A 22,230-nucleotide genomic window follows, 5' to 3' on the forward strand; every position below is an offset into this window, starting at 1 on the left:
GGTCAGCTCCTCGTGAACATGGCGAGCATGCGGCGGGTCACCGCAAAGCCCCCGAAGACGTTGATCGAAGCCAACAGGACCGCGATGGTGGACAGGACAGTGACTGTCGCGCCGCCGGCGCCGTCGTGGCCGATCTGGAGCAGGGCGCCGACCACGATGATCCCCGAGATCGCATTCGTGACCGACATCAGTGGCGTGTGCAGGGCGTGGTGGACCTGCCCGATCACGTAGAAGCCGATCACTACGGCGAGAGCGAAGACGGTCAGGTGGCCGAGCATCGCGGGCGGCGCGGCGGCAGCGAGCAGGAAGAACGAGACGGCCGCGAGCGCTGCGAGTCCAAGGCGTCGACCCGGCGAGCTCGTAGGCGGAGCCGGGACCTCCTCGGCTGCTCGAGCGCCGTTGCCGGCGGGGGCGGCTGACGGCGCTGACACTTCCACGGGGGGAGGCGGCCACGTGAGCTGGCCGTCACGAACCACCGTCATCGACCGGATCACAACGTCGTCGAAGTCGACGGTGAGCTCCCCGTTCCGTTCCGGCGTCAACAGCTTGAGCAGGTTGACCACGTTCGTGCCGTACAGCTGCGATGCCTGGGCTGGAAGTCGGCCCGCCAGGTCGGTGTAGCCGATGAGGGTGACCCCGTTGGCCGTCCTCACCACTCGACCGGCCTCGGAGCCCTCGACGTTCCCGCCGTTGGCTGCGGCCATGTCGACCACCACGCTGCCCGGCTTCATGGATGCCACCATGGCGGCGGTGAGGATCCGCGGCGCCGGCCGGCCCGGGATCAGAGCGGTGGTGATGACGACATCGACGTCGCGCGCCTGCTCCGCGTACAGCGCAGCCTCGAGCGACTTGTAGTCGTCGGACATCTCCTTCGCGTACCCGGTCGCGGACACTTGGGCTTCGGCGGAGTCGATGGGCAGGTACTCCCCGCCGAGCGAACGGACTTGGTCGGCCACCTCCGGCCGAGGATCTGTGGCTCGCACGATGGCGCCCAGGCTTCCGGCCGTACCGATCGCTGCCAGGCCGGCGACGCCGGCCCCGACCACCAGGACCTTCGCAGGAGGAACCTTGCCTGCGGCGGTCACCTGACCGGTGAACACCCGGCCGAACGCGTGCGCTGCTTCGATCACAGCCCGGTACCCGGCGATGTTCGCCATCGACGACAGCACGTCCAGGGACTGCGCCCGGCTGATGCGCGGCACCGCGTCCATTGACAGCGCCGTGATCTGGCGGCTGCTGAGGTCCTCGACCACGGCAGGGTCGAATCGCGGAGAGAACAGCGCGACCACGGCCGCCCCCGGTCGCAGCCGGTCCAGGCGGTCGGCAGAGGGTCCGTTGACGGCCAGGACGATGTCAGCTGCGAACGGGTCGCCGATACGCGCGCCGGCCTCCGCGTAGGCCTCGTCCTCGAAGGAGGATCGCGACCCGGCGCCCGGCTCGACGATGACGTCGTAGCCCAGCTTCATCAGCTGTGCTGCTGTGCTCGGAGTAGCGGCGACGCGGGTCTCGTCGGCGCGCTGTTCCTTGAGTACGCCTATCTGCATGCTGACTCCTTCAGGTCGTCGGCGGCGTCAGGTGTCGAGGCGCTTCTCGTCCCTGAAGCATCTCGGAGGCGGCTGGCACGGGTGCGGGTGCTCACGCGCCCAGCCATCCGCCGTCGACCACGAGCTGCTGACCGGTCACGTAGCCTGCCCAGTCCGACAGCAGGAAGACGGCAGCACCTCCGAGCTCGGAGGGGTGCCCCAGGCGGCCCATCGGGATGCGGCCGGTCACCCGAGCACGCTGCTCGGGATCGTCGAGGAGGTCCGCGGTCAGCTCGGTGTAGAAGTAGCCGGGGGAGAGCACGTTCACCCTGATGTTGCGTGGCGCCCACTCGGCGGCGATGGTTCGCGCGAGGCCGAGCAGACCCGACTTCGAGGCGGCGTAGGCCACCGCGCGAGGGATGGCGATCGAGCTTCCGAGGGACCCGACCAGGACGACGCTGCGCAAGCTGCCCATCACATCGTTGCGGACCAGCTCCCGGGTGAGCCGGAACGGTGACGCGAGGTTGACTTCTACTACCCGCGCGAAGTCCTCGTCGCCGAACTCGTCGGCGGGCGCCCGGTGTTGCACGCCTGCCGCATGGACGACCCCGTGCAGGCCGCGCTCCGACACCTGCTGCACCAGTCGGTCGGTCTCTGCCGGGTCGGCGAGGTCGGCCGCAACGGCGGTTGCCGCTATCCCGGCCTCGGCGAGTTCCGCGACGCTGGAGTCCAGTTGGCTCTGGTTCCGGGCGGCGAGGACAAGTTCTGCTCCGGCTTCGCCGGCTGCCTGAGCCATGGCGAGCCCGAGGCCGCGGCTGCCACCGGTCACAAGGATGCGTCGGCCTGCCAGCAGGTCGTTCGTCATGAGGAGCAGCTCCAGGAGTGAGGGGTGCCGGCCCAGGGGTCGACCATGATTCGGAGGGGGGAGCCGCGTCGCTGCTCGATGTCGGCGATGGCCTCGTTGACGGAATCCAGGTCGACGACGCGCGTGACTGACGGACCAAGCTCCAGCGTGCCGTCGGCCACTGCATCCACGACCGCGGCGATGTCCGCCGCGCTGTAGGCGTAGACGGCTGACAGGGTCAGCGAGCGGCGCACGAAGACTCCGGGCGGGGGAAGGCGTGGCGCGGTCGCTCCGATACCGACCACCACGCAGCGTCCGCCGGGACGTAGCAGGTCGAGGGCGGCCTCGGTGGTGCTCGGGAAGCCGACGCAGTCGACGACCGCGTCGCACCCGTCACCGGCATCCAGCGAGTCCAGCGCGTCCCGTGTCTCCGGGTCGGTCGGATCGACGGCAGCTGTCGCCCCTGCTTCGAGGGCGCGCTGTCTCGAGACCGGGTCGAGGTCGAGGCCGACCACCCGAGCACCTCGCCCCAGTGCCAGTCGGAGGACCTGCATGCCGAGGCCTCCGAGGCCGATCACGACGACGACGTCGGCAGGGCTCACAGCCGCTACGCGAAGGGCGTGGTGCGCGGTGCCTGCCGACTCGATCAGAGGCGCTGCCAAGAGATCCGCACCCTCGGGAAGTCGCGTGAGATTCCTGGCCGGGGCGGTCAGCACCTGGGTGAGCCCACCGTCCACCTGGATGCCCATCATCCTTCGGCGCGGGCAGAGGTTGGTTTCCCCTCGCGCGCAGGCGCGGCACTGCTCGCACCCCAGGATCGGGTTGACGAATACCGCGTCGCCCGGCTGGAGCTCGGAGCCGCCGGGGGCGGTGAGTACCGTTCCTGCGATCTCATGGCCGATGGTGATCGGGAGGTGTCCGGTCTCGGTGTGTCCCGAGACGATGTGTGCATCCGATCCACACAGACCCACCGAGCCCACGCGGACGAGGCAGTCGGTCGGGTCCGGGATCGGGACCGGCAGGTCCTGGACGTGCAACCGCTGCCCCACGCGCCCGAATCGAACGGCTCGGACCGTCTCAGGCAGCGCAGGAGTCGACGACGAGTCAGCCACGGGGTCGAACGGGACTCGTGAGGGCTTCACGCATCGCGTCCGGCACCGGCGCCTTTCCCGTGATCGCGCCGTCTACGACAACGTAGGTCGACGAGCCCCTGGCGCAGGTCCGGTTACCGCCGATCACCTCGTAGCTGAGCGTGATGCTGGTCGTGCCGACGCGCTCTGTGCTGACCTGCACCCACACCTCGTCGCCGTACCGAACCGCGGCCGTCCAGTTGAGGTCGATGCTGACGACTTGGATGTCGTGGCCCTCAGCGACGAGCCGGTCCAATGCGTAACCGCAGCGGGCGAAGTAGGCGTTGCGGGCATCCTCGATGAAGGCGAGGTACCACATGTTGAAGACGACGCCTTGCTGGTCGTACTGGTAGTAGTGCGTGGTGATCGGGAACAGCGCCACGTCGGTCGGGGCTGCGGCGGTGCTCGTCACGGAGTCTCCTGGCGCATGAGGGCGGCCCGCCGCATTGCAGGCAAGCCACCGTGGCTCGGCTGACGGCGAGGACGGGACGAGTACAGCGCCGGCCGGAGCGGCTTGTCAACGCTTCAGCGGTAATTTCTCATGATCTTTTATGTCCGACAATGTCCGGTGGCGCGGCGCCCAGGGTGCCGGCAGGTTCGCCGGCCAGGGGGGGTCCCCGGCGGCGCGGCAGTACGACGCGACCCCGGCGAGCGAAATCTCGATGTGCGTCATTGCGCGGTCGTCGTGCAGCGCAAGGACCGCGACGGCCCCCAGCAATCCGGTGAGAGGGTCGGCAACCGCGTCGCCGCTGAAGCAGGGCGCCCCGTCCTCGTCCTCGGCGACCAAGCCCCCGGCGACAGCGGCGTCGTCGCCGAAGCCGACCCGCAACGGCTGTCTCGTCCCGTGAGCGGTGAGCTGGAGCCACGTGCGTGCCCGACCGTCAGCGGCGGCGGTGCCGAACGACACCCCCAGGTTCTCGAGCGCGCGCGGACGGCTGGCCTCGATCACGACATCGGCTGACGAGACCAGGTCGAGCAGATACCTGCGTCCAGGTCCCGAGTCGAAGTCGACCTCCACGTGCTCGGCGCCGGCGTGCAGCAATGCGTGGAGCCGAGGGTCTCCCCACCGGGAGGCGTCCGGCCGGTTGGTGCTCTCCACGTGAACCACCTCAAACCCCGCCTCTCCGAGCAGGTTCGCGGCGAGCGGCGCTGCCCACAGAGCGCCGAGGTTCACCACCCGCGCCGTGCTGCGCCGGCTCGAGCGCCCGGGGCGCGTGCGAAAACTGAATGGACTGGCGGGTGGGATGGTCTCGAACGGCAGCGATGCCGGCATGCCCAGCCACACCGCCCGCTCGACGGCCGCGGCGGCCGGGCGCACGCAGGCCCATGCCTCGAGCGCCTTCCAGGGATCGGCGTCGGCGTCGGGGTCCTCCACGAGCGCCGGTACGAGGTCCAGGTCCGTCTCCCGTGCCAGGTTGAGCACCCACGCCCCGTCGAGCCCGTGCAGGAAGCGCGCGCTTCCTCCTCGCGACACGCGAGGCCCACCGGCGGCGGGCGACCTGACGGCGAGCGCTGCGCGTTCGGCGAGCAGGGCCGCGCCGTCGATCTCGAGGGAGATGCCGAAGCGCTCGCCGGCCAGCGCGGTGAGCACAGCGCCGGCGCCGCGGGCGACGGAGGCGGGAAGACCCCGCGGACGCAGGGGTCGCCGGCTCGAGTCCCGGGTCAGGTCCATGAGACCGGACTGCGCCCAGTCCTCGAGGGGGGTGGCCTCGGGCGTGCGGAGCGGCAACCCGGAAACGCCCAGAGCGTTGAGGAGGCGTCGTCCCTCGGCGGTGGAACGGTGGCCCGCGTCCTGGGGTGGGAGCCGACTCTGGACGTCCTCCGCTGGCATACTCCCATCATGCTCGACGAGCCGTTCCTCGCGGTGGGGGGCGGCGCCGCGGAGGTCGACCGGTCACCGGTCTTCGTCGTCGACGCCGACCGGGTGGTCGCGACAACCACCGAGCTAGTGCCGTCCTTCGTGGCACGGCGGCACGTCGTGGTGGGCCTGTGCCAGGAGAAGCCCGCGGACGAACGCCTGATGCAAGTGCTCGACGTCGCCATCGCTCCGCTCGGAAGCGGGGCCGCTGCCCATCCAGGTGTGGTGGAGGTGGCGGACGTCGACGCTGCCCTGAGGGTCCTGCTGGCGGCAGGGGAACGGAACCCGGACGCGGTGTGGGCGCTCGCGCGCCTACTGCGGCTCACCGAGACCCTGCCCGTCGAGGCCGGTCTCGTCGCCGAGTCGGCGACCTACTCGGCGCTACTCGGTGGAGCGGAGTTCCGATCCTGGCTCGCGTCGCGGGGTCAGCCGAGGGCGGCCGAGGACGGGGATCGCGTCCAGGTCGAACGTTCGGGGGACCTGGTCACCATCACCCTGGCGCGACCCCTCCGCCGCAACGCCTACGACGCCCATATGCGTGACGCGCTGCTGGAGGCCCTGGAGATTGCTGTCCTCGACCCCTCTGTCAGAGTCCACCTCAGAGGCGAGGGACCCGACTATTGCGCGGGTGGAGATCTGGACGAGTTCGGCACTGCGAGCGACCTCGGCTTCGCGCACCGGCTGCGCGTGAGTGCCAACCCGGGCCTGGTGGTGGACGAGATGCGGCACAGGGTCACGGCTTACGTGCACGGCAACACCATCGGGTCGGGCATCGAGGTGGCCGCCTTCGCCGGCACCGTCGTCGCCGCGGGGGACACGAGGTTGCGCTTGCCCGAGCTCGGCATGGGTCTCATCCCGGGCGCAGGCGGCACGGTGAGCCTGACCCGACGGATCGGCCGGCACAGAGTGCTGTGGTGGGCCATGGCGGGGGAGCGCATCGGCGTCGACACCGCCCGGCGCTGGGGACTCGTCGACGATGTCACCTCCTGAGTCGGTCCTGCTGCGCAATGTGGTCGTGGCCGGCGACCGGTTGGATTGCCGGTTGTCTGGAGGGAAAGTCGTAGAGCTAGGCCCGAGAATCGAGGCGCGCTCCGAGGAAGGGGTCGTTGAAGGAGGCGGCGCGGCGCTACTGCCGGGGCTCCACGACCACCACGTCCACGTGCTTGCCGCGGCGGCTGCCCGAGCATCGCTGGACCTGCGGGGCGGGCCGCTCCCTGCCGGCTCCGCCGGACGGGGGGACGACGACAGCTGGTTGCGCGTGGTCGGCCTCGGCAGCGACCACGTCACGCGCGCCGACGTGGACGCGGTGTGGCCGTCGCGTCGGGTCCGGGTGCAGCACCGCTCCGGGGCCCTGTGGATCCTGAACTCGCCGGCGGTCCGGGAGCTGGCCGGCTACCTGGACGCGGAGGAGCGGCGCACCGGGCGAGTCTGGCGCAGTCGGGGTCAGTGGGGCGCAGCGCTGGAGGAGATGTCGCTCGGCTCAGAACTAGCGGAGATCGGGCGCGAGCTCGGCACGTGGGGTGTGACGGGGCTGACCGACGCCACCCCGGACCTGGATGGTCCGGCGCTCGACGCGATTCGCGCCTCGCTGCCGCAGCGGGTCTGGTCGCTCGGGCCGGGTCGGACCCACCTGCCGAGGAAGGTCGTGGTCGCGGACCACGACCGCAACACGTGGGACCGAGTGCATGCGGGCGTCGCAGCGGCGCGGGCCGCGGGGCGGCCGGTGGCCTTGCACGCGGTGACCCGTACGGGCCTGGCCCTCGCCTTGGCGGTACTCGAGGAGTTCGGTGTGGTCCGCGGCGACCGCATCGAGCACGCCGCCGTGTGCGACGACCGCGCCGCGGACCGGATGGCCGAGCTAGGCCTGGTCGTCGTAACGCAGCCGTCCATCGCCGCGCGGCGCGGGGCCGCCATGGTGGAGGAGGTCGAGCCCGAGGACCGGCCGTGGCTCTGGCGCCTTCGTGGGCTTGTCGAGCGAGGGGTCGACGTCGTGCTGAGCAGCGACGCGCCATACGGCGATGCGAACCCGTGGACTTCCGTCCGCTTGGCCGCCGTCGGCGCATCCGGGCGCGGTTCGCCGTGGGTAAGTGACCAGACGATCGAGGCGAGGGCCGCTCTCGGCTGCTACCTGACCGCTCCGGGCGATCCGGCAGGCCCCGAGCGCAGTGTCGAGGTGGACGCGCCGGCCGATCTCTGCCTGCTAGACAGCCCGCTGGAGGAAGCTCTCGCGCGTGTGGTGGACGGCCGGACGGACGCCCCGGTGCGTGCCACCTTCATCGGCGGCGTCCGAGTGGGTCAGTAGACGTCCTGGGAGTAACGGCGCTGCCGCTTGAGGTCCGCGAGGTAGTCCCAGGCCTCGGACTCGGACCGGTCGCCGTGCTTCGCGATGACCTCGACAAGTGCGGCCTCGACGGCGTGCGACATCTGGGTGCCATCTCCACACACGTAGAAGCTGGCGCCGTCTTCCAGCCATCGGTAGACCTCCTCGCCGCGCGCCACCAGCCGGTCCTGGACGTACACCTTGTGATCCTGATCGCGCGAGAAGGCGGTCGTCAGCTCGGTGAGGAGTCCACTCGCGACCCACTTCTCGAGCTGCTCGCGGTACAGGAAGTCGCAGGCTTCGTGCTGGTCGCCGAAGAACAGCCAGTTGCGTCCCGCGGCGGCGCGCGCGTCCCGCTCCTGGAGGAAGGAGCGGAACGGGGCGACTCCGACGCCCGGCCCGACCATGATGACCGGACGGTCGTCGGCCGGAAGTCGGAAGCTGGGGTTGGGGACGAGGAAGACCGCCACCTTGTCGGCTTCATGTTCCGAGGTGGACGCGGTGCGGAGGGTGCTCGATCCGGCACCGACCCGATCCCGGCCGTCGCGGTGGTAGGACACGGACGAGACCAGCAGCTCAGCCGTGGAGGGATTGCGCCCGGGTGCGGAGCTGATCGAGTACGACCGGTGCTGCAGCGCTGGCAGGAGGGCGAGAATCCGCGCCGGGTCACGGTCGGCCGGTGCAACCATGGTGACCAGGTCAAGGACGTCACGACCCCACAGCCAGGCATCGAGCGCCTCCCGATCGCCGGTCGCGAGCAGGTGACGCAACTCGGGGTCGGCCGAGACGTCGGCCACCCAGGCGGTGAGCTCCCGACCGGGCAGCCGGAGCTCGCGCTGGTGGGTGAGCACCTCGGCCCATGTGCCGTCGCCGACCGGTGCACGGTCGCTTCCGGCGGCGCCGAGTGCCGCGAGCATCCCCTCGACCAGTTCGCGAGGGTTCGCGGGCACGAGGCCAAGAGAGTCGCCAGGCTCGTAGCAGATGCCGCTGTCGGCGAGGTCGATCTCGTAGTGGAGGACGGACTTGCGCGAGCCCGCGCCGGAGAGCGTCTCAGAGGCGACGAGTTGCGCGAGGAACGGGTTACGCCGCGTCCACCGGTCGTCGCGCTGCGGCGCGCGCACCGCGTTGGCGGCCCGCGTCTCCGGCAGGCCGTCGCTCGTCCCGAGGGTCTCGAACGTCTCGACCGTCGCCGCGATCCACTGCCGCGAGGGCTGCTCGTAGTCCAGGTCGCAGTCCACGCGTTCGAGCACGCGATGACCGCCGAGCGCAGCCAGCTTCTCGTCGAAGTGCCGGCCCGCGGCACAGAAGTCGTCGTACGACGAGTCGCCGAGAGCGAGGACCGCGAAGCGGAGGTGGCCGAGCTCGGGTGCCTCGGCCTCCAGCTCGTCCCAGAGGTCCTGCGCGTTGTCCGGCATGTCGCCGTCGTCGTACGTCGAGCTCACGACCACGACGTGCTTCATCGCAGCGAGGTCGCCCGCCCCAATCTCGTCCATCCCGAGGAGCGTCGCGCTGAAGCCGGCCTCGGTGAGAGCGTCCGCGGTGTCCATCGCGATGATCTCGGCGTTGCCGGTCTGGCTGCCGAACAGCACATGCACGGGCGGTCGTTCCGAGGAGGTGGTCATGGGTCGGCTCCTTCAATGCACGATGTGAGCGGAGTCACTCACTAAACATCATGAGGAACCAGCGTGGGTGGTGTCAAGGGAGGAGCGGCCAAACATCATGAGGAAAATCGGCTCCAGGCATTGACACGCCCACGCCTGGGTCAGTGTAATCGGCGTCACGAGCGCCGTGATCGACATCTCAACGTCGTCGAGGCGGCGCCGAACGAGCACGCGTCGTCGCGCGCGACACGACAGGAGACACGACATGATTTCCGGACGCGGCAGCCAAGCCACGACGAGCGCCGCCATCGAGCGGCAGCGGGTGGCAGAGGTGGTCACGGCCTATGCCCTCGCCTGCGACGAGCGCGACGGCGAGGCACTCGAGCGGATCTTCCACCCCCAGGCGACGGCGTCGTACGACGTCGATGCCGACCTCGTGGGCGGCGCCGCCATCGCCCGGTGGGTGCTTGACGCCACGGCTCACCTGCGGTGGCAGCAGCACGCGCTCCGCGTGATGCTCGTCGACCTCGACGGGGACCAGGCGAGGTCGGTCGGATACCTCACTTCGCACCAGGTGGCCTTCGACAGCCCGGACACGACCCTGATGATGAACAGCCGCTACGACATGGAGCTGGCCCTGGTTGACGACGATTGGCGCATCCGGTCGCTGCGTCTGGTCGTCGGCACGCGGGAGCAGCGGCCGGTCACGCTCGGCCAGCTGGTCCCCGACACCCGGGTGGAGGCCGCCCATGTCTGACAAGCCGGCGATCGAGGTCCTCGAGGGCCAGACCAAGGGTGGCTGCCCGGTCGTGCACTTCGACTTCAACCAGCCGCTGCCGATCCACAGCTACCACTCTGAGCTGGACCGGCTCCGAGCGCTCTCTCCGATCGTGTGGAACACCTTCGGGGGCGGCTTCTGGATGCTCCTGGACGACCAGACTGTGCGCGACGCCTTCCACGACCACGAGGTGTTCAGCAGCGAGGCCACCATCCCGACGGTGCCTGAGCCGGACTGGCACTGGATCCCGACGATGGAGAACCCGCCCAAGCACAAGCTCTACCGTCGGGTGCTGAACGCGCCGTTCTCCCCGCGCGCCATCCGGGACCGGGAGGAGCGGATTCGCGAGCACGCGATCGCCTTCATCGAACCGTTGGTTGCGCGCGGGCGGGTCAACTTCGTCAACGAGTTCGCCAAGGAGTACCCGACCAAGGTGTTCCTGGAGATCCTGGGGCTTCCCCACGAGGACTCCAAGAGGTTCGTCCCTTGGGTCGAGGCCGTCTTCGGTGGTCTCGGTGCTGAGGCGGAGGATGCCGCCGCGGCGATGTCCCAGGCTCAGGCGAGCATCCGGGACTACTTCGTCGACCTGCTCGCGGACCGCAAGGCCAACCCCCGCGAGGACGACTTCTTCACCGACCTCAGCCGGTCGACGATCGGCGACGCGCCGATCAGCGACGAGGAGTTCCTCAACATCTGCGGCGTGCTGGTGCTGGCCGGCCTGGACACGGTCAAGAGCCAGCTGGGCTACATGATGCTGCACCTCTCGGAGCACCCCGAGGACCGACAGCAGATCCTCGATGACCCCGGCCTCATCCCTGTCGCCGTGGAGGAGATGCTCCGCGTGTACTCGATCGTCATGGACGGTCGCAAGGTCGTCCAGGACACCGAGTTCCACGGCTGCCCCATGTCCGCCGGCGAGATGGCCATGTTGACCGTCCCCTCTGCGACTCGTGACGAGACCAAGTACGCCGACCCGAGCCGGGTCGACTTCAGCCGCACCGATGCGACCGGGCATCTCGCCTTCGCGGCCGGGCCCCACAAATGCCTAGGAACGCACCTGGCGCGGCGCGAGCTCAACATCGCGCTCGAGGAGTGGCACAAGCGGATCCCGCACTATCGGGCGGTCCAAGTCGACGAGCTCCGCGAGACCGGCCCCCAGCTCGGTCTCGAGGACCTCTGGCTCGAGTGGGACGTCGCGGAGTGAGCACTGTCCGCAATCGCGAAGTGCACCTCGTCCGTAGGCCGGTCGGCACCCCCGTCCCTGACGACGTGGACGTGGTCACCACGGACCTGGTGGTCGAGCCGGGTCAGGTGCTCGTCCGCAACACCGTCATGTCGGTCGAGCCCTACATGCGCGGGCGCATGTCGGAGGGCACGAGCTACGTCGAGCCCTACGCACTGGGCGAGGCGATGACCGGCCACGCCACCGGGGTGGTCGAGCGCTCCGACGACGCCGCCGTTCCCGTCGGATCGGTCGTCGTGCACCAGCACGGGTGGAGGGAGTACGCCGCCTTGGCGCCGCAGGACGTCGAGGTCGTCGACATCGACGGGCTGAAGGCGACCGACCACCTCGGTGCCCTGGGCCAGACCGGCTTCACCGCGTGGGTCGGCCTCAACCTCGTCGCTGGCCTGCAGCAGGAGGAGACGGTGTTCGTCTCCTCCGCCGCCGGAGGCGTCGGTGCGATCGCCGGCCAACTCGCGAGGGCCCGGGGGTGCACGACGATTGGCAGTTGCGGCAGCGCGGACAAGGCCAAGCGCGTGATGGGCGACTTCGGCTTCGACACCGCGTTCGACTACCACGACGGCCCGGTCCGCGACCTGCTCGCCGACGCGCTGAAGGAGGTGGGCCGGCCCGGGCTGGACGTCTACTTCGACAACGTCGGCGCCGAGCACCTCGAGGCAGCGATCCGAGCCATGCGCGACAACGGCCGGATTGCGCTGTGCGGCGCGATCGCCGTCTACAACGCGACCGAGCCCGTGCCCGGCCCGCGCAACCTGCTGCTGATGATCTGGCGCCGGCTGCGCATGGAGGGCTTCATCGTCGGTGACCACGACAGCCGCCAGCCGGACTTCCTCGCCGAGGTGACCGCTCTCGTGCGCGAGGGCCGCGTCGTGAGTCCCGAGACCTACGTCGGTCACGGCATCGAGGAGGCCTTCTCTGGCTTCCTCACCCTGCTCGACGGGCGCGCTGTGATCGGCAAGGCCCTTGTCGCCCTGGAGGACTGAATGACACTCACCCCTGACCGCACGGAGAGTCTCGAAGACTTCGCGGCACGTGCGAGCGACTGGCTGAAGGGCCAGGGCCTCCCGCGCCGCGGCACCACTGCTCCGGGAGGACCGCACACCTCCTCGCTGGCCGTCTTCCACGACCTGTCCTTCGACGAGGAAGCGGCACTCATCGGCCGGCTCACCGACTGGGTCCGCCGCAGGTACGACGCAGGCTTCGGGGCGATCAGCTGGCCGACCGAGCTCGGCGGTGCGGGCCTCCCGCCGTCGTACGAGCAGGCCTTCGCGCGCGCCGAGGCGAAGTACGACGTCCCGGACGCCCACGAGCTGGTGTCGGTGACGCTGCAGCTGATCGCACCGACCCTCCGGGTATTCGACCGCACGCCCGAGCTACGGGCCCTGGTCGGCCCGATGCTGCGGGGCGACGTGCTCGCCTGCCAGCTGTTCTCCGAGCCGGGCGCCGGGAGCGACCTGGCCGGGTTGGGCACCCGTGCACGCCGCGACGGTGACCAGTGGGTCGTCACCGGGCAGAAGGTCTGGACGTCGGGCGCCCAGTTCGCCCAGTGGGGCGAGCTCCTGGCGCGGACGGATCCGGACGCGCCCAAGCACCGCGGCATCACCGCGTTCATGGTCCCCCTCGACGCCGAAGGGGTGGAGATCCGGCCGCTGCGGCAGATGTCGGGCGGGTCCAGCTTCAACGAGGTGTTCCTCACCGAGGTGCGGATCCCGGACGCGTGGCGCATCGGTGAGGTGGGCGAGGGCTGGAAGGTCGCGCTCACCACTCTGGGCTTCGAGCGAACCTCCAGCGGGGAGAACACCCAGACCGGGGCGGGGCTGGCCGACGCGATCGCCTTGGCCCGGACCACCGGAGCCCTCGGGGACCCTGTCCTGCGTCAACGCCTGGCCGACCTGGTCGTCTCGCACACCCTCGGCGAGGTCGCACTCGCCCGCGACGCGGCGGCCGCCGGTCGCGACTCGACCGACGTGGTCGGGTCGATGCGCAAGCTGCAGTGGGTCAACCGTCTGCGGCAGGTATCGGCCTTCGCGCAGGACGCCCTCGGCCCGGGACTGGTCGTGGACGACGGCACGCCGGACTCGTTCGCCTGGACCGAGCACGTGCTGGGCGCGCCCGGCTACCGCATCGCCGGTGGCTCGGATGAGATCCAGCGCAACCTGATCGCCGAACGGATGCTCGGGCTTCCCGCGGAGCCCCGCGCGGACAAGAACACGCCATGGAAGGACATCCCGCGCTGAACGGTCGACCGGGCGCCGCCCGGGAGAACGGCGTGGCTGACGGACGGGAAGGCACGTTGGGAACACTCGAGGGCAAGGTCGCCCTAGTGACTGCAGGTAGTCGCGGGATAGGCCGCGGGATCGTCGAGGCGCTGGTCGCCGAAGGTGCCTCAGTGGTGCTGACGGGGCGCTCGCAGGAGAAGGGGGAGCGCGCGCTCGACGAGATCGACGCACGCGATCGCACCGCCTTCCGACCGGGGGACGCGCGATCACGCGCCGACGTCGAGGGCTGGGTCAACCACACACTCGAGCGCTTCGGCCGGCTCGACGTCCTCGTGAACAACGCTGGAGGCGTCGACGGGTTCGCGCTCGTCCACGAGATGACGGACGAGGCGTGGCGCAACGCCTTCTCCTTCATCGTCGACTCCGCCTTCACAGCTTCCAGGGCGGCGATCCCGGCCATGTTGGAGCAGGGTTCTGGTCGGATCATCAACGTCGCGTCCGTCAACGCCAAGCTCGGCAACAAGGCGACCGTCGCGCACTACACGTCGGCGAAGCACGCGATGCTCGGTCTCACCAAGGCCGTCGCCCACGAGTACGGACGCCGGGGCATCACCTGCAATGCGATCTGCCCCGGTGGCATCGAGACGGACCTGATGGCCGAGAACGGGCCCGCATTCGCCGCCGAGAACGGCATCTCCTACGAGGAGTACAAGGCCGACTACGCGAAGGAGTCAGCCATCGGCAGGCTCAACACCGTCGAAGAGGTCGGCGCGGTCGCTGTCCTACTCGCCGGCCCCGGCGGCGCCGGAATCACCGGCTCGTCCATCAACGTCGACGGCGGCACCCTGCCCTATTGAAGCCCCCAGCGCTTCCGAGACCATTAGAAAGGGCCTGAGTGCACCGTTACAACGACCGGACAGTGATCATCACCGGCGCAGGATCCGGCTTAGGGCGAGCGGCCGCAGTGCGGCTCGCCGCCGAGGGCGCGGTCCTGTCGCTCGTCGATCGCTCCGAGGAGGGTCTGGTCCGCACCCGAGAGGCGGTCGAGACGGCGAGCCCCGGCACCCGAATCGTCAGCACCACAGCGGATGTGTCGCGACAACCTGACGTGGCCCGCTACGTCGAGAGCACGCTCGAGGCCTTCAGCCGAGTCGACGGGTTCTTCAACAACGCCGGCATCGAGGGCACGCAGAACCTCACCGAGGACTACACCGAGGAAGAGTTCCAGCGCGTCCTCGACGTCAACCTCACCGGCGTCTTCCTCGGACTGGAAGCGGTCCTTCCCGTGATGCGCAAGCAAGGTGGCGGATACGTCGTCAACAGCGCCTCCGTGGGCGGGATACGCGGCATCGGCCGGCAATCGGGGTACGCCGCGGCCAAGCACGGCGTCGTGGGCCTGACCCGAAACTCCGCCGTGGAGTACGGCCAATGGGGTGTCCGCGTGAACGCCATCGCCCCGGGGGCCACGTGGACGCCCATGGTTGAAGCCTCCATGCGCCAGCTCGACCCTGAGGACCCGCGCGCTGCAGCGGTCCAATTCGCTCAGGGGAACCCCGCTGGTCGCTTCGGCGAGCCTGAGGAAGTCGCCGCAGTCGTGGCCTTCCTGCTGTCCGAGGACGCCAGCTACGTCAATGCGGCGGTCATCCCCATCGACGGCGGGCAGTCGGCGAAGTACTGAGACCCCTCGTCGCGCGCAGCCGCCGTCCCGGACGGCTGCGCGACACGAGCGCGGGCGAAAACCGAGCCGAAAGCGGAGCTCGTTCCCGCCGCGGGAGCCAATTTCTAAGGGAATTCCTCGGAAGGATTGACATCTGTGATCGGGAACACTTCACTTGCTTCGACAGCCTGAGGTGGTGCCAGTCACACACAGCGAAGCCGCCCCTCTCGAACAACCAGGAGTTGCCATGAGCCTCGACTACGACGTGATCGTCATCGGCACCGGCGCCGGCGCGCTCGTCTCCGCCCTGCGCGCCCATGACGCCGGCGCTCGAGTCGGACTCTTCGAGAAGGGCGACCAGGTCGGAGGTACCAGCGCGTGGTCCGGCGGCATGGTGTGGATCCCCAACAACCCGCACATGGCCGAGGCCGGAATCGACGACAGCGCGGACGAGGCAGTCACCTACATCATGGCGATGTCGAACGGGCTCATCGAGGAGAAGCTCGCCCGCCAGCTCGTCGAGGCCGGACCGGACATGGTCACCTGGTTGGAACAGAACACGCCGACCCGGTTCCAGCTGATCGAGTCCTTCCCCGACTACCACCCAGAGGAGACCGGCGGGAAGACGGCCGGCGGTCGCTCGCTCGAGTGCCCGCTCTACCCCTTCGCTGAGCTCGGCGAGTGGGCGGCTCGGGTCACCCGCGGCCCGCAGCTCGACGGCTCCACTCGAATGGGCGAGAGCCCCCTCGGCAACCAGCCCGTCTTCGGGATCGACCCCGCGGAGCTTGAGCGCCGTAAGGAGCGCGACGAGCGGGGATCCGGCCAGGGCCTCATCGGCCCCCTGCTGCGCGCCTGCCTCGATCGCGGCATCGAGCCGCACGTCGGCCACTCAGCTGTCGAGCTGATCACCGAGAACGGCGCCGTGCGCGGTGCCGTCTTCGAGACGTCCGAGGGCCGCAAGGAGGTCCGCTCGGGTGCGGTCATCCTTGCCACTGGTGGTTTCGAGCGTGACGAGCGCTTCCGACAGGCGTTCCTCCGGGGGCCTCTCGAGCGGTACGCGAGCGTGCCGACCAACACAGGCGATGGCCTTCGCATGGCCATGCGGGTCGGCGCCGCACTCGGCAACATGCGCGAAGCGTGGTGGGTGCCCATGATCGACGTCGACGTCCCGGGCCGAGGTACGACCGCGTGGATGATCAACCCCGAGCGGACCTGGCCCCGCACCATCATGGTCAACCCGCAGGGACGGCGCTTCGCCAATGAGGCGACCGAGTACAACGCACTCGGTGCGGCGTTCCACGTCATGGACGCGACCGGGTACGGCTACACCAACCTGCCGGCCTGGATGATCTTCGACCAGGAGTACCTCGAGCGCTACGGCATCGCGGTCCACCGGGCCGGGGAACCCACCCCCGCATGGCTGATCGAGGCGGCGACGATCTCCGAGCTCGCCGACAAGATCGGTGTCCCCGCCCACCAGCTGGCCGCCACCATCGACCGGTGGAACGGGTTCTGCGCTCAGGGTCACGACGACGACTTCAACCGTGGCGACTCGGCCCACGACCGCTACTGGGGTGACCGCCGAATCGGGGCCGGTGTGGAATCCACGCTCGGCCCGATCGACACGGCCCCGTACTACGCAGTCCAGATGCGCCCAGGCGCTCTCGGGACCAAGGGCGGCCCTCGGACCGACGTGAACGGCCAGGTCGAACACGTCGACGGCGGTCCTATCGACGGCCTCTACGCCACCGGAAACGTCGTCTCCTCCGTCATGGGAGGCACGTACGGCGGAGCCGGAGGAACGCTGGCCCCAGCCATGGTCTTCGGCTGGCTCGCCGGCAACCACGCGGCCGAGACGGCGCTCGCCCGACTCGCGCTCACGAACTGACGGCGCAGCCCGACCGGCTGCGCGCTCCACCACCACCACACCCACAGCTCGGGGAAGCCCCCGGGTCCGACCGGCATGCCGTCGCGCCCGAAAACATCCAGCAAAAGGAGATCCATCGTGCCCCGGAAGACCTTCGTCAGAATCGGTGCCCTCGTGGCATCACTGACTCTCGCCACGGCCGCCTGCGCCTCCTCGGAGGGTACCCCGGACGGATCCGGGTCGACCGATACCTCCGCCATCGAGGCCGCCAAGGCGGCGGTCGAGCAGTACAAGCAGCCGCCCACGGAGATCGGCATCGACGAGCCGCTCAACGAGGCACCCGCCCCCGGCCTGCTCGTCAACATCTCCTGCGCCGACAGCAACTGCGTCAACACCGCGGAAGGCGCGAGGGCCGCAGCCGATGCCGCGGGCTGGGACTACGAGGAGATCCCCTTCGACAACACCGACCCCGCCACGCTGCTGAAGGGACTCGAGGAAGCCCTCGAGATGAATCCCAAGCCGAATGGCGTCACCTTCACCGGTGTCGACCGCTCGCAGTGGGAGCAGATCATCCCCAAGTACGAGGCTGCCGGGATCAAGATCATCCCCGGCCACATCGGCGACACCGACCTCGGCGAGACGGTGATCGCAAGCATCGCGCGTGACGAGAACGGCGAGCAGGGCAAGATGCTCGCCGACTGGGCGGTGGCCGACTCGGACGGAAAGGCCAACGTCCTGGTCATGAACGTGCCCGCGTTCCCGGTGCTGAAGAAGTTCTCCGAGGGATTCGACGCCCAGATCGCCGAGACGTGCCCTGGCTGCAAGGTCACGCACCTCGATGCCGCCATCACCGACGTCGCCTCCGGCGCGATCCCCGGCCAGATTGTCTCCATGATCCAGCAGGATCCCGCGATCAACTACGTCATCAGCTCCGTCGGCGACTTCGCAGTCGGCATCGACAGCGCGCTGAAGTCCGCCGGCCTCGCCGACAAGGTGAAGCTGGCCGGCGAGGCAGCCGGAGCTCCTCAGCGGGCGGGGATCAAGAACGGCACCGAAGCGGCCTGGACCACCATCTGCTTCCAGTACAACGGATGGCAGATCATCGACACGCTGCTCCGTGACCAGCAGGGCATGGAGCACAGCGAAACCGCTGGCCTCATGCCGAAGCAGCTGCTCGACGCGTCGAACATCGGTACGGACCCGGAGCAGCCGTGGTGCGAGCCGGCCGACTACGCCGAGCAGTTCAAGGCCCTGTGGCTCGTGAAATGAGCCAAGCTTCTGCACAGCCAGCGCGGCGTGCAGCCGCCCGCGAGGCGGGGCGCCCGCCCCGCCTCGCGGTTGAGGGCATCGTCAAGAAGTTCTCGGGCACACGCGTGCTGGACGACGTCTCCTTCGAGATCCTCCCCGGCGAGGTCCATGCACTCCTGGGCCACAACGGCTCCGGAAAGTCCACCCTCATCAAATGCCTCGCCAACTACTACATCCCGGACGGCGGAAGGATCACCGTCGATGGGGAGGGGCTCAGCTTCGCCGGGCCGGGCGACTCCGCGCGGCTGGGTCTGCGCTTTGTGCACCAGGACCTCGGCCTCGTGGACTCCTGCTCCGTCCTCGACAGCATGTTCCTCGGCCGGTCCTTCCCGACACGGTTCGGTGTGATCAGCTGGTCGACCGCTCGCGAGTCCGCGCGCCTGTCCCTGTCCCGCGTGGGACTGCAGCACCTCGACCTCGACTCTCCGATCGAGGAGTTGACCCCCTCGCAGAAGACGGGTGTGGCTATCGCCCGGGCGCTGAACACCGACGCATCGACCGAGGACGCGGCCGCGGTCCTGGTCCTCGACGAGCCCACGGCAACGCTGCCGGCGGCCGAGGTGGAGAACCTCCTCCTCATTGTCGACCAGGTGGCTGCGGCTGGGACCGCCGTGCTGTACGTGACGCATCGCCTGGACGAGGTCTTCCAGGTCGCGGACCGATTGACGGTCCTGCGTGACGGCGTCAACGTCGCCACTCGCAGGGTGGACGAGATGACCAAGGACGAGCTGATCGTCACCATGGTCGGCTACTCCATCGAAAAGGCAGAGCGCACGGATGCCGTTCGAGAGCGGCTGCCTGAGCTTCTCCGGGTGGAGGGCGTGCGCGCCGGCGCCGTCCGGGACGCCACCTTCACCGTGCACGAGGGAGAGATCCTCGGGCTGGCCGGGCTCACCGGGTCCGGCCGTGAGGAGGCTCTCGGTCTGATCTTCGGCGCCCATCGGCGCGAGCGCGGAAAGGTGCTTTTGCGAGGCGTCGAGCTGCCCGCCGGTGACCCGGCGTCCTCGATCGGTCACGGCGTCGCCTACCTGCCGGCCGAACGCAAGACGCACGGCTCGATCCTGACGCTCACCGCCGCCGACAACTGCTCGGTCACCGACGTGCGCCGCTTCTTCAAGCGTGGATTCCTGCGCCGCTCCCTGGAAGAGGAAGAGGTCGCGGCCTGGTTCCAGCGCCTGCAGGTGAAGCCGCTGGGCGCGCAAGGTCTGGCTTTCGGCGCTCTCAGCGGCGGCAATCAACAGAAGGTCCTGTTCGCGAAGTGGCTGCGTTGCAAGCCGTCGGTGTTGCTGTTCGACGAGCCGACCCAAGGGGTGGACGTGGGGGCGCAGCGCGAGCTTCACGAACTGATGAGGGAGGTCGCAGCGGACGGCACCGGAGCGGTCGTCAGCTCCTCGGACCTCGCCGAGCTCGAGGCCATCTGCGACCGGGTCCTCGTCTTCCGGAACGGCGAGGTCGTCGCCGAGCTGACCGGTGACCAGATCCAGGAGCACGAGATCGCCCAGTGGTGCCTCGGACGCGATGTTCGCGCTCCAGAGCACGTCTCCCACATCTCCGACGAACTCACGAAGGACGCGTCATGACCGACAAGCGCCGCCTGTCACTGGGCCTGGACCGCTACAGCGGACTGTGGATCTGGGCCGCACTGATCGTCGTGTTCGGCGTACTGCGCCCGGACACCTTCCTCACCTCGACCACCCTGCACTCGGTCGCCGCCCAACAGGCCATCGTCGCCATCCTTGCCCTCGGCCTGGTCATTCCGCTGGCCACGGGCGTCTTCGACCTCTCGATCGGGGCCAACGTCGGATTCGCGGCGGTGTTCGTGACGCTGCTGCAGTCGGATCACGGCCTCGGCATGTGGTCAGCCATCGCGTTGACCGTTCTCGTCTCCGCGCTCATCGGTGCGATCAACGGGTTCGTCGTCGTCGTCTTGAAGGTCGACTCCTTCATCGCGACGCTCGGGTCGTCGTCGATCGTGATCGCCACCCAGACCATCGTCACCAAGCTGCAGCAGCCGGTACCGCCCCCGGACGCCGGGTGGCGCAGCCTGACCCAGACCGAGTTCTTCGGGTTCCAGATCATCGTCGTCTACATGCTCGCGCTCGGCTTGCTTCTGTGGTGGGTGCTCGAGTACACGCCGTTCGGTCGGTACGTCTACGCCACCGGCGGTAATCGTGAGGCGGCGCGGCTCTCCGGCGTCCGCGTCGACAAGCTGATCTTCTTGTCGCTGGTCACCTCGGCGGTCATCGGGTCCATCGCAGGGATCTTGTATGCCTCTCGGACTGCCCCCTCCTTGACGTTCGGCAACACGCTGCTGCTGCCGGCGTTCGCCGCGGCGTTCCTCGGCACCACGCAGCTGAAGCCCGGGAAGTTCAACGTTTGGGGCACGATCATCGCGATCTACGCGCTGGCGACCGGGATCAAGGGGCTCCAGCTGATCAACAACCAGCGGTGGCTCGACGACATGTTCAACGGGGTCGCTCTCATCGGCGCGGTGGCTCTGGCCGGCGCGCGGCTGCGGGCTGCCCAGCATCAACGCCGGATCAAGGCAGTCGAGGTCGACGGCGGGGGTAGCGACGCCGACACGGGCGTCCTAGCGGGAACGCACAGGTAAGCAGATGCCGGACACTGAAATTGCCACTCATCTCGCCAACATCCAGCCAGACGCACGGCCCGACCCGCCCGGCGACCTCGCCGGGCGGGTGGTGGTCGTCACCGGCGGCGCACAGGGGATGGGGCTGGCGACCGCCCGCCGCTGTGCCGCTGCGGGGGCGCACGTCGTGGTCGTTGACCTCGACGGGTCTCGTGCGGCTCACGTGGCCGACTCGCTTCCTGTGCCGGCGCTGGGGCTTGCCGTCGACGTGCAGGACGAGACGCAGGTGGAGGAGATGGTCGCCCGTACCCTCGAGCGGTTCGGGCGCCTCGACGGCGCGGTGAACAACGCCGCTCGCCCGCCTGACAGCCGCCTGCTCAGCGACCTCGACCTGGCGGAGTGGCAGTCGGTCATGGCCGTTGACCTGACCGGGATGGCGCTCTGCCTGAAGCACGAGCTTCGGGCCCTGATGGCGCAGGGGGAGGGGGGCTCACTGGTGAACATTGCGTCTGTGAGTTCGTTCCGTCCCCAGGAACGGAACGCCGCGTACGTCGCGGCCAAGCACGGGGTCCTCGGGCTGACGAAGGTAGCTGCGCTGGAGAACGCGCCGCACGGCATCCGGGTGAACGCTGTCGCTCCTGGTGCGATCGACACGCCGATGCTTCGAGGCGCCCTCGAAGGCTCCGGATTGTCCGAGCCCGAGGTGGCCGGCGCTTTCACCGGCTTCGCCCGCTTCGGCCGACCGGAGGAGGTCGCCGAGTCGAGCGCGTGGCTGCTGGGCCCCGCGTCGTCGTACGTCACCGGGACAACGCTGACCGTGGACGGTGGCTTCACCGCGCGCTGAGCCGCGGCCCAGACCACTTCGGCCCGGACGTGCACCCTTCAAGGGGCACGTCCGGGCCGATTGGTTTCCGCGAGTCACGGCGCTAGGGACGCGCGCTGGACTGGGGAGTCATGCTCGACTACCAGGTAGCTGCGCGTCCGGGACCGGTCGAACAGGCGTAGCTCGTCGGCGACGATCTCCGCTTGAACGGCCGGTGACGATAGGTGCTCCACGGCTGCGTCCAGATCCTCGCGGGCCAGGAACCACAGCTCGGTGATCACGTCGTCCGCGTCGTCAACCGGCGCGGTCGACAACGGTGGCGGGTCGAGGAAGCGCCTGACGTAGCGCGCCGCCTGGGGGACGTGCTTCTCCCCCAGGCGGGCGTGATGACGCTCGTAGTAGTCGCGGAAGTCCTCGGTCGACATGCCGGGACGGCGTCGCAGCAGGAAGACCCAGCGGATCATGCGAC

20 protein-coding genes are annotated in these 22,230 nt (G+C 69.3%); 13 read left to right on the forward strand and 7 right to left on the reverse strand.

The features are described from left to right. Positions 1 to 2: 2 nt before the first annotated feature. The 5 genes from G6553_RS01610 to G6553_RS01630 form a co-directional block, all read right to left on the reverse strand. Positions 3 to 1,544, reverse strand: a complete 1,542-nt coding sequence (locus G6553_RS01610; RefSeq protein WP_166188573.1) for a Re/Si-specific NAD(P)(+) transhydrogenase subunit alpha — start codon at positions 1,542 to 1,544, stop codon at positions 3 to 5. A gap of 91 nt (positions 1,545 to 1,635) precedes the next feature. Beyond that, positions 1,636 to 2,388, reverse strand: coding sequence for an SDR family oxidoreductase (locus G6553_RS01615; RefSeq protein WP_207619230.1), 753 nt, complete (start codon positions 2,386 to 2,388; stop codon positions 1,636 to 1,638). Then, positions 2,385 to 3,416, reverse strand: coding sequence for an alcohol dehydrogenase catalytic domain-containing protein (locus G6553_RS01620; protein ID WP_166188575.1), 1,032 nt, complete (start codon positions 3,414 to 3,416; stop codon positions 2,385 to 2,387). Before G6553_RS01620 ends, G6553_RS01615 begins: the two co-directional genes overlap by 4 nt. Positions 3,417 to 3,471: 55 nt before the next feature. Further along, entirely contained in the window at positions 3,472 to 3,909 is a 438-nt protein-coding gene (locus tag G6553_RS01625; protein WP_166188577.1) for a thioesterase family protein, read from the reverse strand. Between the two features lie 105 nt (positions 3,910 to 4,014). Beyond that, positions 4,015 to 5,088: a CoA transferase gene (locus G6553_RS01630; RefSeq protein ID WP_166188579.1), complete on the reverse strand. Its 1,074-nt coding sequence runs from the start codon at positions 5,086 to 5,088 to the stop codon at positions 4,015 to 4,017. 249 nt (positions 5,089 to 5,337) lie between these two features. Between G6553_RS01630 and G6553_RS01635 the strand changes: the two genes are divergently transcribed. Beyond that, positions 5,338 to 6,345, forward strand: a complete 1,008-nt coding sequence (locus G6553_RS01635) for an enoyl-CoA hydratase/isomerase family protein (protein ID WP_166188581.1) — start codon at positions 5,338 to 5,340, stop codon at positions 6,343 to 6,345. A gap of 268 nt (positions 6,346 to 6,613) precedes the next feature. Next, on the forward strand, positions 6,614 to 7,657 hold the full coding sequence (locus G6553_RS01640) for an amidohydrolase family protein (RefSeq protein WP_166188583.1): 1,044 nt from the start codon (positions 6,614 to 6,616) through the stop codon (positions 7,655 to 7,657). On the opposite strand, the gene G6553_RS01645 is transcribed toward G6553_RS01640, so the two are convergent. Next, the gene (locus tag G6553_RS01645) at positions 7,651 to 9,297 is read right to left on the reverse strand and encodes a sulfite reductase flavoprotein subunit alpha (protein ID WP_166188585.1); all 1,647 of its coding nucleotides are present in this window, start codon (positions 9,295 to 9,297) and stop codon (positions 7,651 to 7,653) included. The genes G6553_RS01640 and G6553_RS01645 overlap by 7 nt on opposite strands. A gap of 244 nt (positions 9,298 to 9,541) precedes the next feature. Here G6553_RS01645 and G6553_RS01650 point away from each other — a divergent pair, with 244 nt between their 5' ends. From G6553_RS01650 to G6553_RS01700, 11 genes are all read left to right on the forward strand, one after another. Beyond that, positions 9,542 to 10,033, forward strand: coding sequence for a nuclear transport factor 2 family protein (locus tag G6553_RS01650; protein ID WP_166188587.1), 492 nt, complete (start codon positions 9,542 to 9,544; stop codon positions 10,031 to 10,033). Continuing rightward, complete coding sequence (locus G6553_RS01655) at positions 10,026 to 11,258, forward strand: cytochrome P450 (RefSeq protein ID WP_166188589.1); 1,233 nt, start codon at positions 10,026 to 10,028, stop codon at positions 11,256 to 11,258. The genes G6553_RS01650 and G6553_RS01655 overlap by 8 nt, the downstream gene beginning before the upstream one ends. Positions 11,259 to 11,278: 20 nt before the next feature. Continuing rightward, the gene (locus tag G6553_RS01660) at positions 11,279 to 12,280 is read left to right on the forward strand and encodes an NADP-dependent oxidoreductase (RefSeq protein ID WP_207619231.1); all 1,002 of its coding nucleotides are present in this window, start codon (positions 11,279 to 11,281) and stop codon (positions 12,278 to 12,280) included. Beyond that, positions 12,281 to 13,534, forward strand: coding sequence for an acyl-CoA dehydrogenase family protein (locus G6553_RS01665; protein ID WP_166188590.1), 1,254 nt, complete (start codon positions 12,281 to 12,283; stop codon positions 13,532 to 13,534). Beyond that, positions 13,513 to 14,373, forward strand: a complete 861-nt coding sequence (locus G6553_RS01670) for an SDR family NAD(P)-dependent oxidoreductase (protein WP_166188592.1) — start codon at positions 13,513 to 13,515, stop codon at positions 14,371 to 14,373. The genes G6553_RS01665 and G6553_RS01670 overlap by 22 nt, the downstream gene beginning before the upstream one ends. A gap of 38 nt (positions 14,374 to 14,411) precedes the next feature. Further along, positions 14,412 to 15,194 carry a glucose 1-dehydrogenase gene (locus tag G6553_RS01675; RefSeq protein WP_166188594.1) on the forward strand — a complete coding sequence of 261 codons (783 nt, stop codon included), beginning with the start codon at positions 14,412 to 14,414 and terminating at the stop codon, positions 15,192 to 15,194. Positions 15,195 to 15,420: 226 nt separating this feature from the next. After that, a complete protein-coding gene (locus tag G6553_RS01680) occupies positions 15,421 to 17,061 on the forward strand; it encodes an FAD-binding protein (RefSeq protein WP_166188596.1) in 1,641 nt (546 codons plus the stop codon). A 117-nt stretch (positions 17,062 to 17,178) separates the two neighbouring features. Continuing rightward, on the forward strand, positions 17,179 to 18,309 hold the full coding sequence (locus tag G6553_RS01685; RefSeq protein ID WP_166188598.1) for a substrate-binding domain-containing protein: 1,131 nt from the start codon (positions 17,179 to 17,181) through the stop codon (positions 18,307 to 18,309). Further along, entirely contained in the window at positions 18,306 to 19,928 is a 1,623-nt protein-coding gene (locus G6553_RS01690; protein ID WP_166188600.1) for a sugar ABC transporter ATP-binding protein, read from the forward strand. Before G6553_RS01685 ends, G6553_RS01690 begins: the two co-directional genes overlap by 4 nt. Continuing rightward, positions 19,925 to 20,959, forward strand: a complete 1,035-nt coding sequence (locus G6553_RS01695) for an ABC transporter permease (RefSeq protein ID WP_166188602.1) — start codon at positions 19,925 to 19,927, stop codon at positions 20,957 to 20,959. Before G6553_RS01690 ends, G6553_RS01695 begins: the two co-directional genes overlap by 4 nt. 4 nt (positions 20,960 to 20,963) lie before the next feature. Continuing rightward, entirely contained in the window at positions 20,964 to 21,782 is an 819-nt protein-coding gene (locus G6553_RS01700; RefSeq protein WP_166188604.1) for an SDR family oxidoreductase, read from the forward strand. A gap of 74 nt (positions 21,783 to 21,856) precedes the next feature. Here G6553_RS01700 and G6553_RS01705 read toward each other — a convergent pair whose 3' ends face one another. Further along, the gene (locus G6553_RS01705; protein WP_166188606.1) at positions 21,857 to 22,225 is read right to left on the reverse strand and encodes an EthD domain-containing protein; all 369 of its coding nucleotides are present in this window, start codon (positions 22,223 to 22,225) and stop codon (positions 21,857 to 21,859) included. Positions 22,226 to 22,230: the final 5 nt, after the last annotated feature.

Source organism: Nocardioides sp. IC4_145 (genome assembly GCF_011250565.1).
Classification (GTDB): domain Bacteria; phylum Actinomycetota; class Actinomycetes; order Propionibacteriales; family Nocardioidaceae; genus Nocardioides.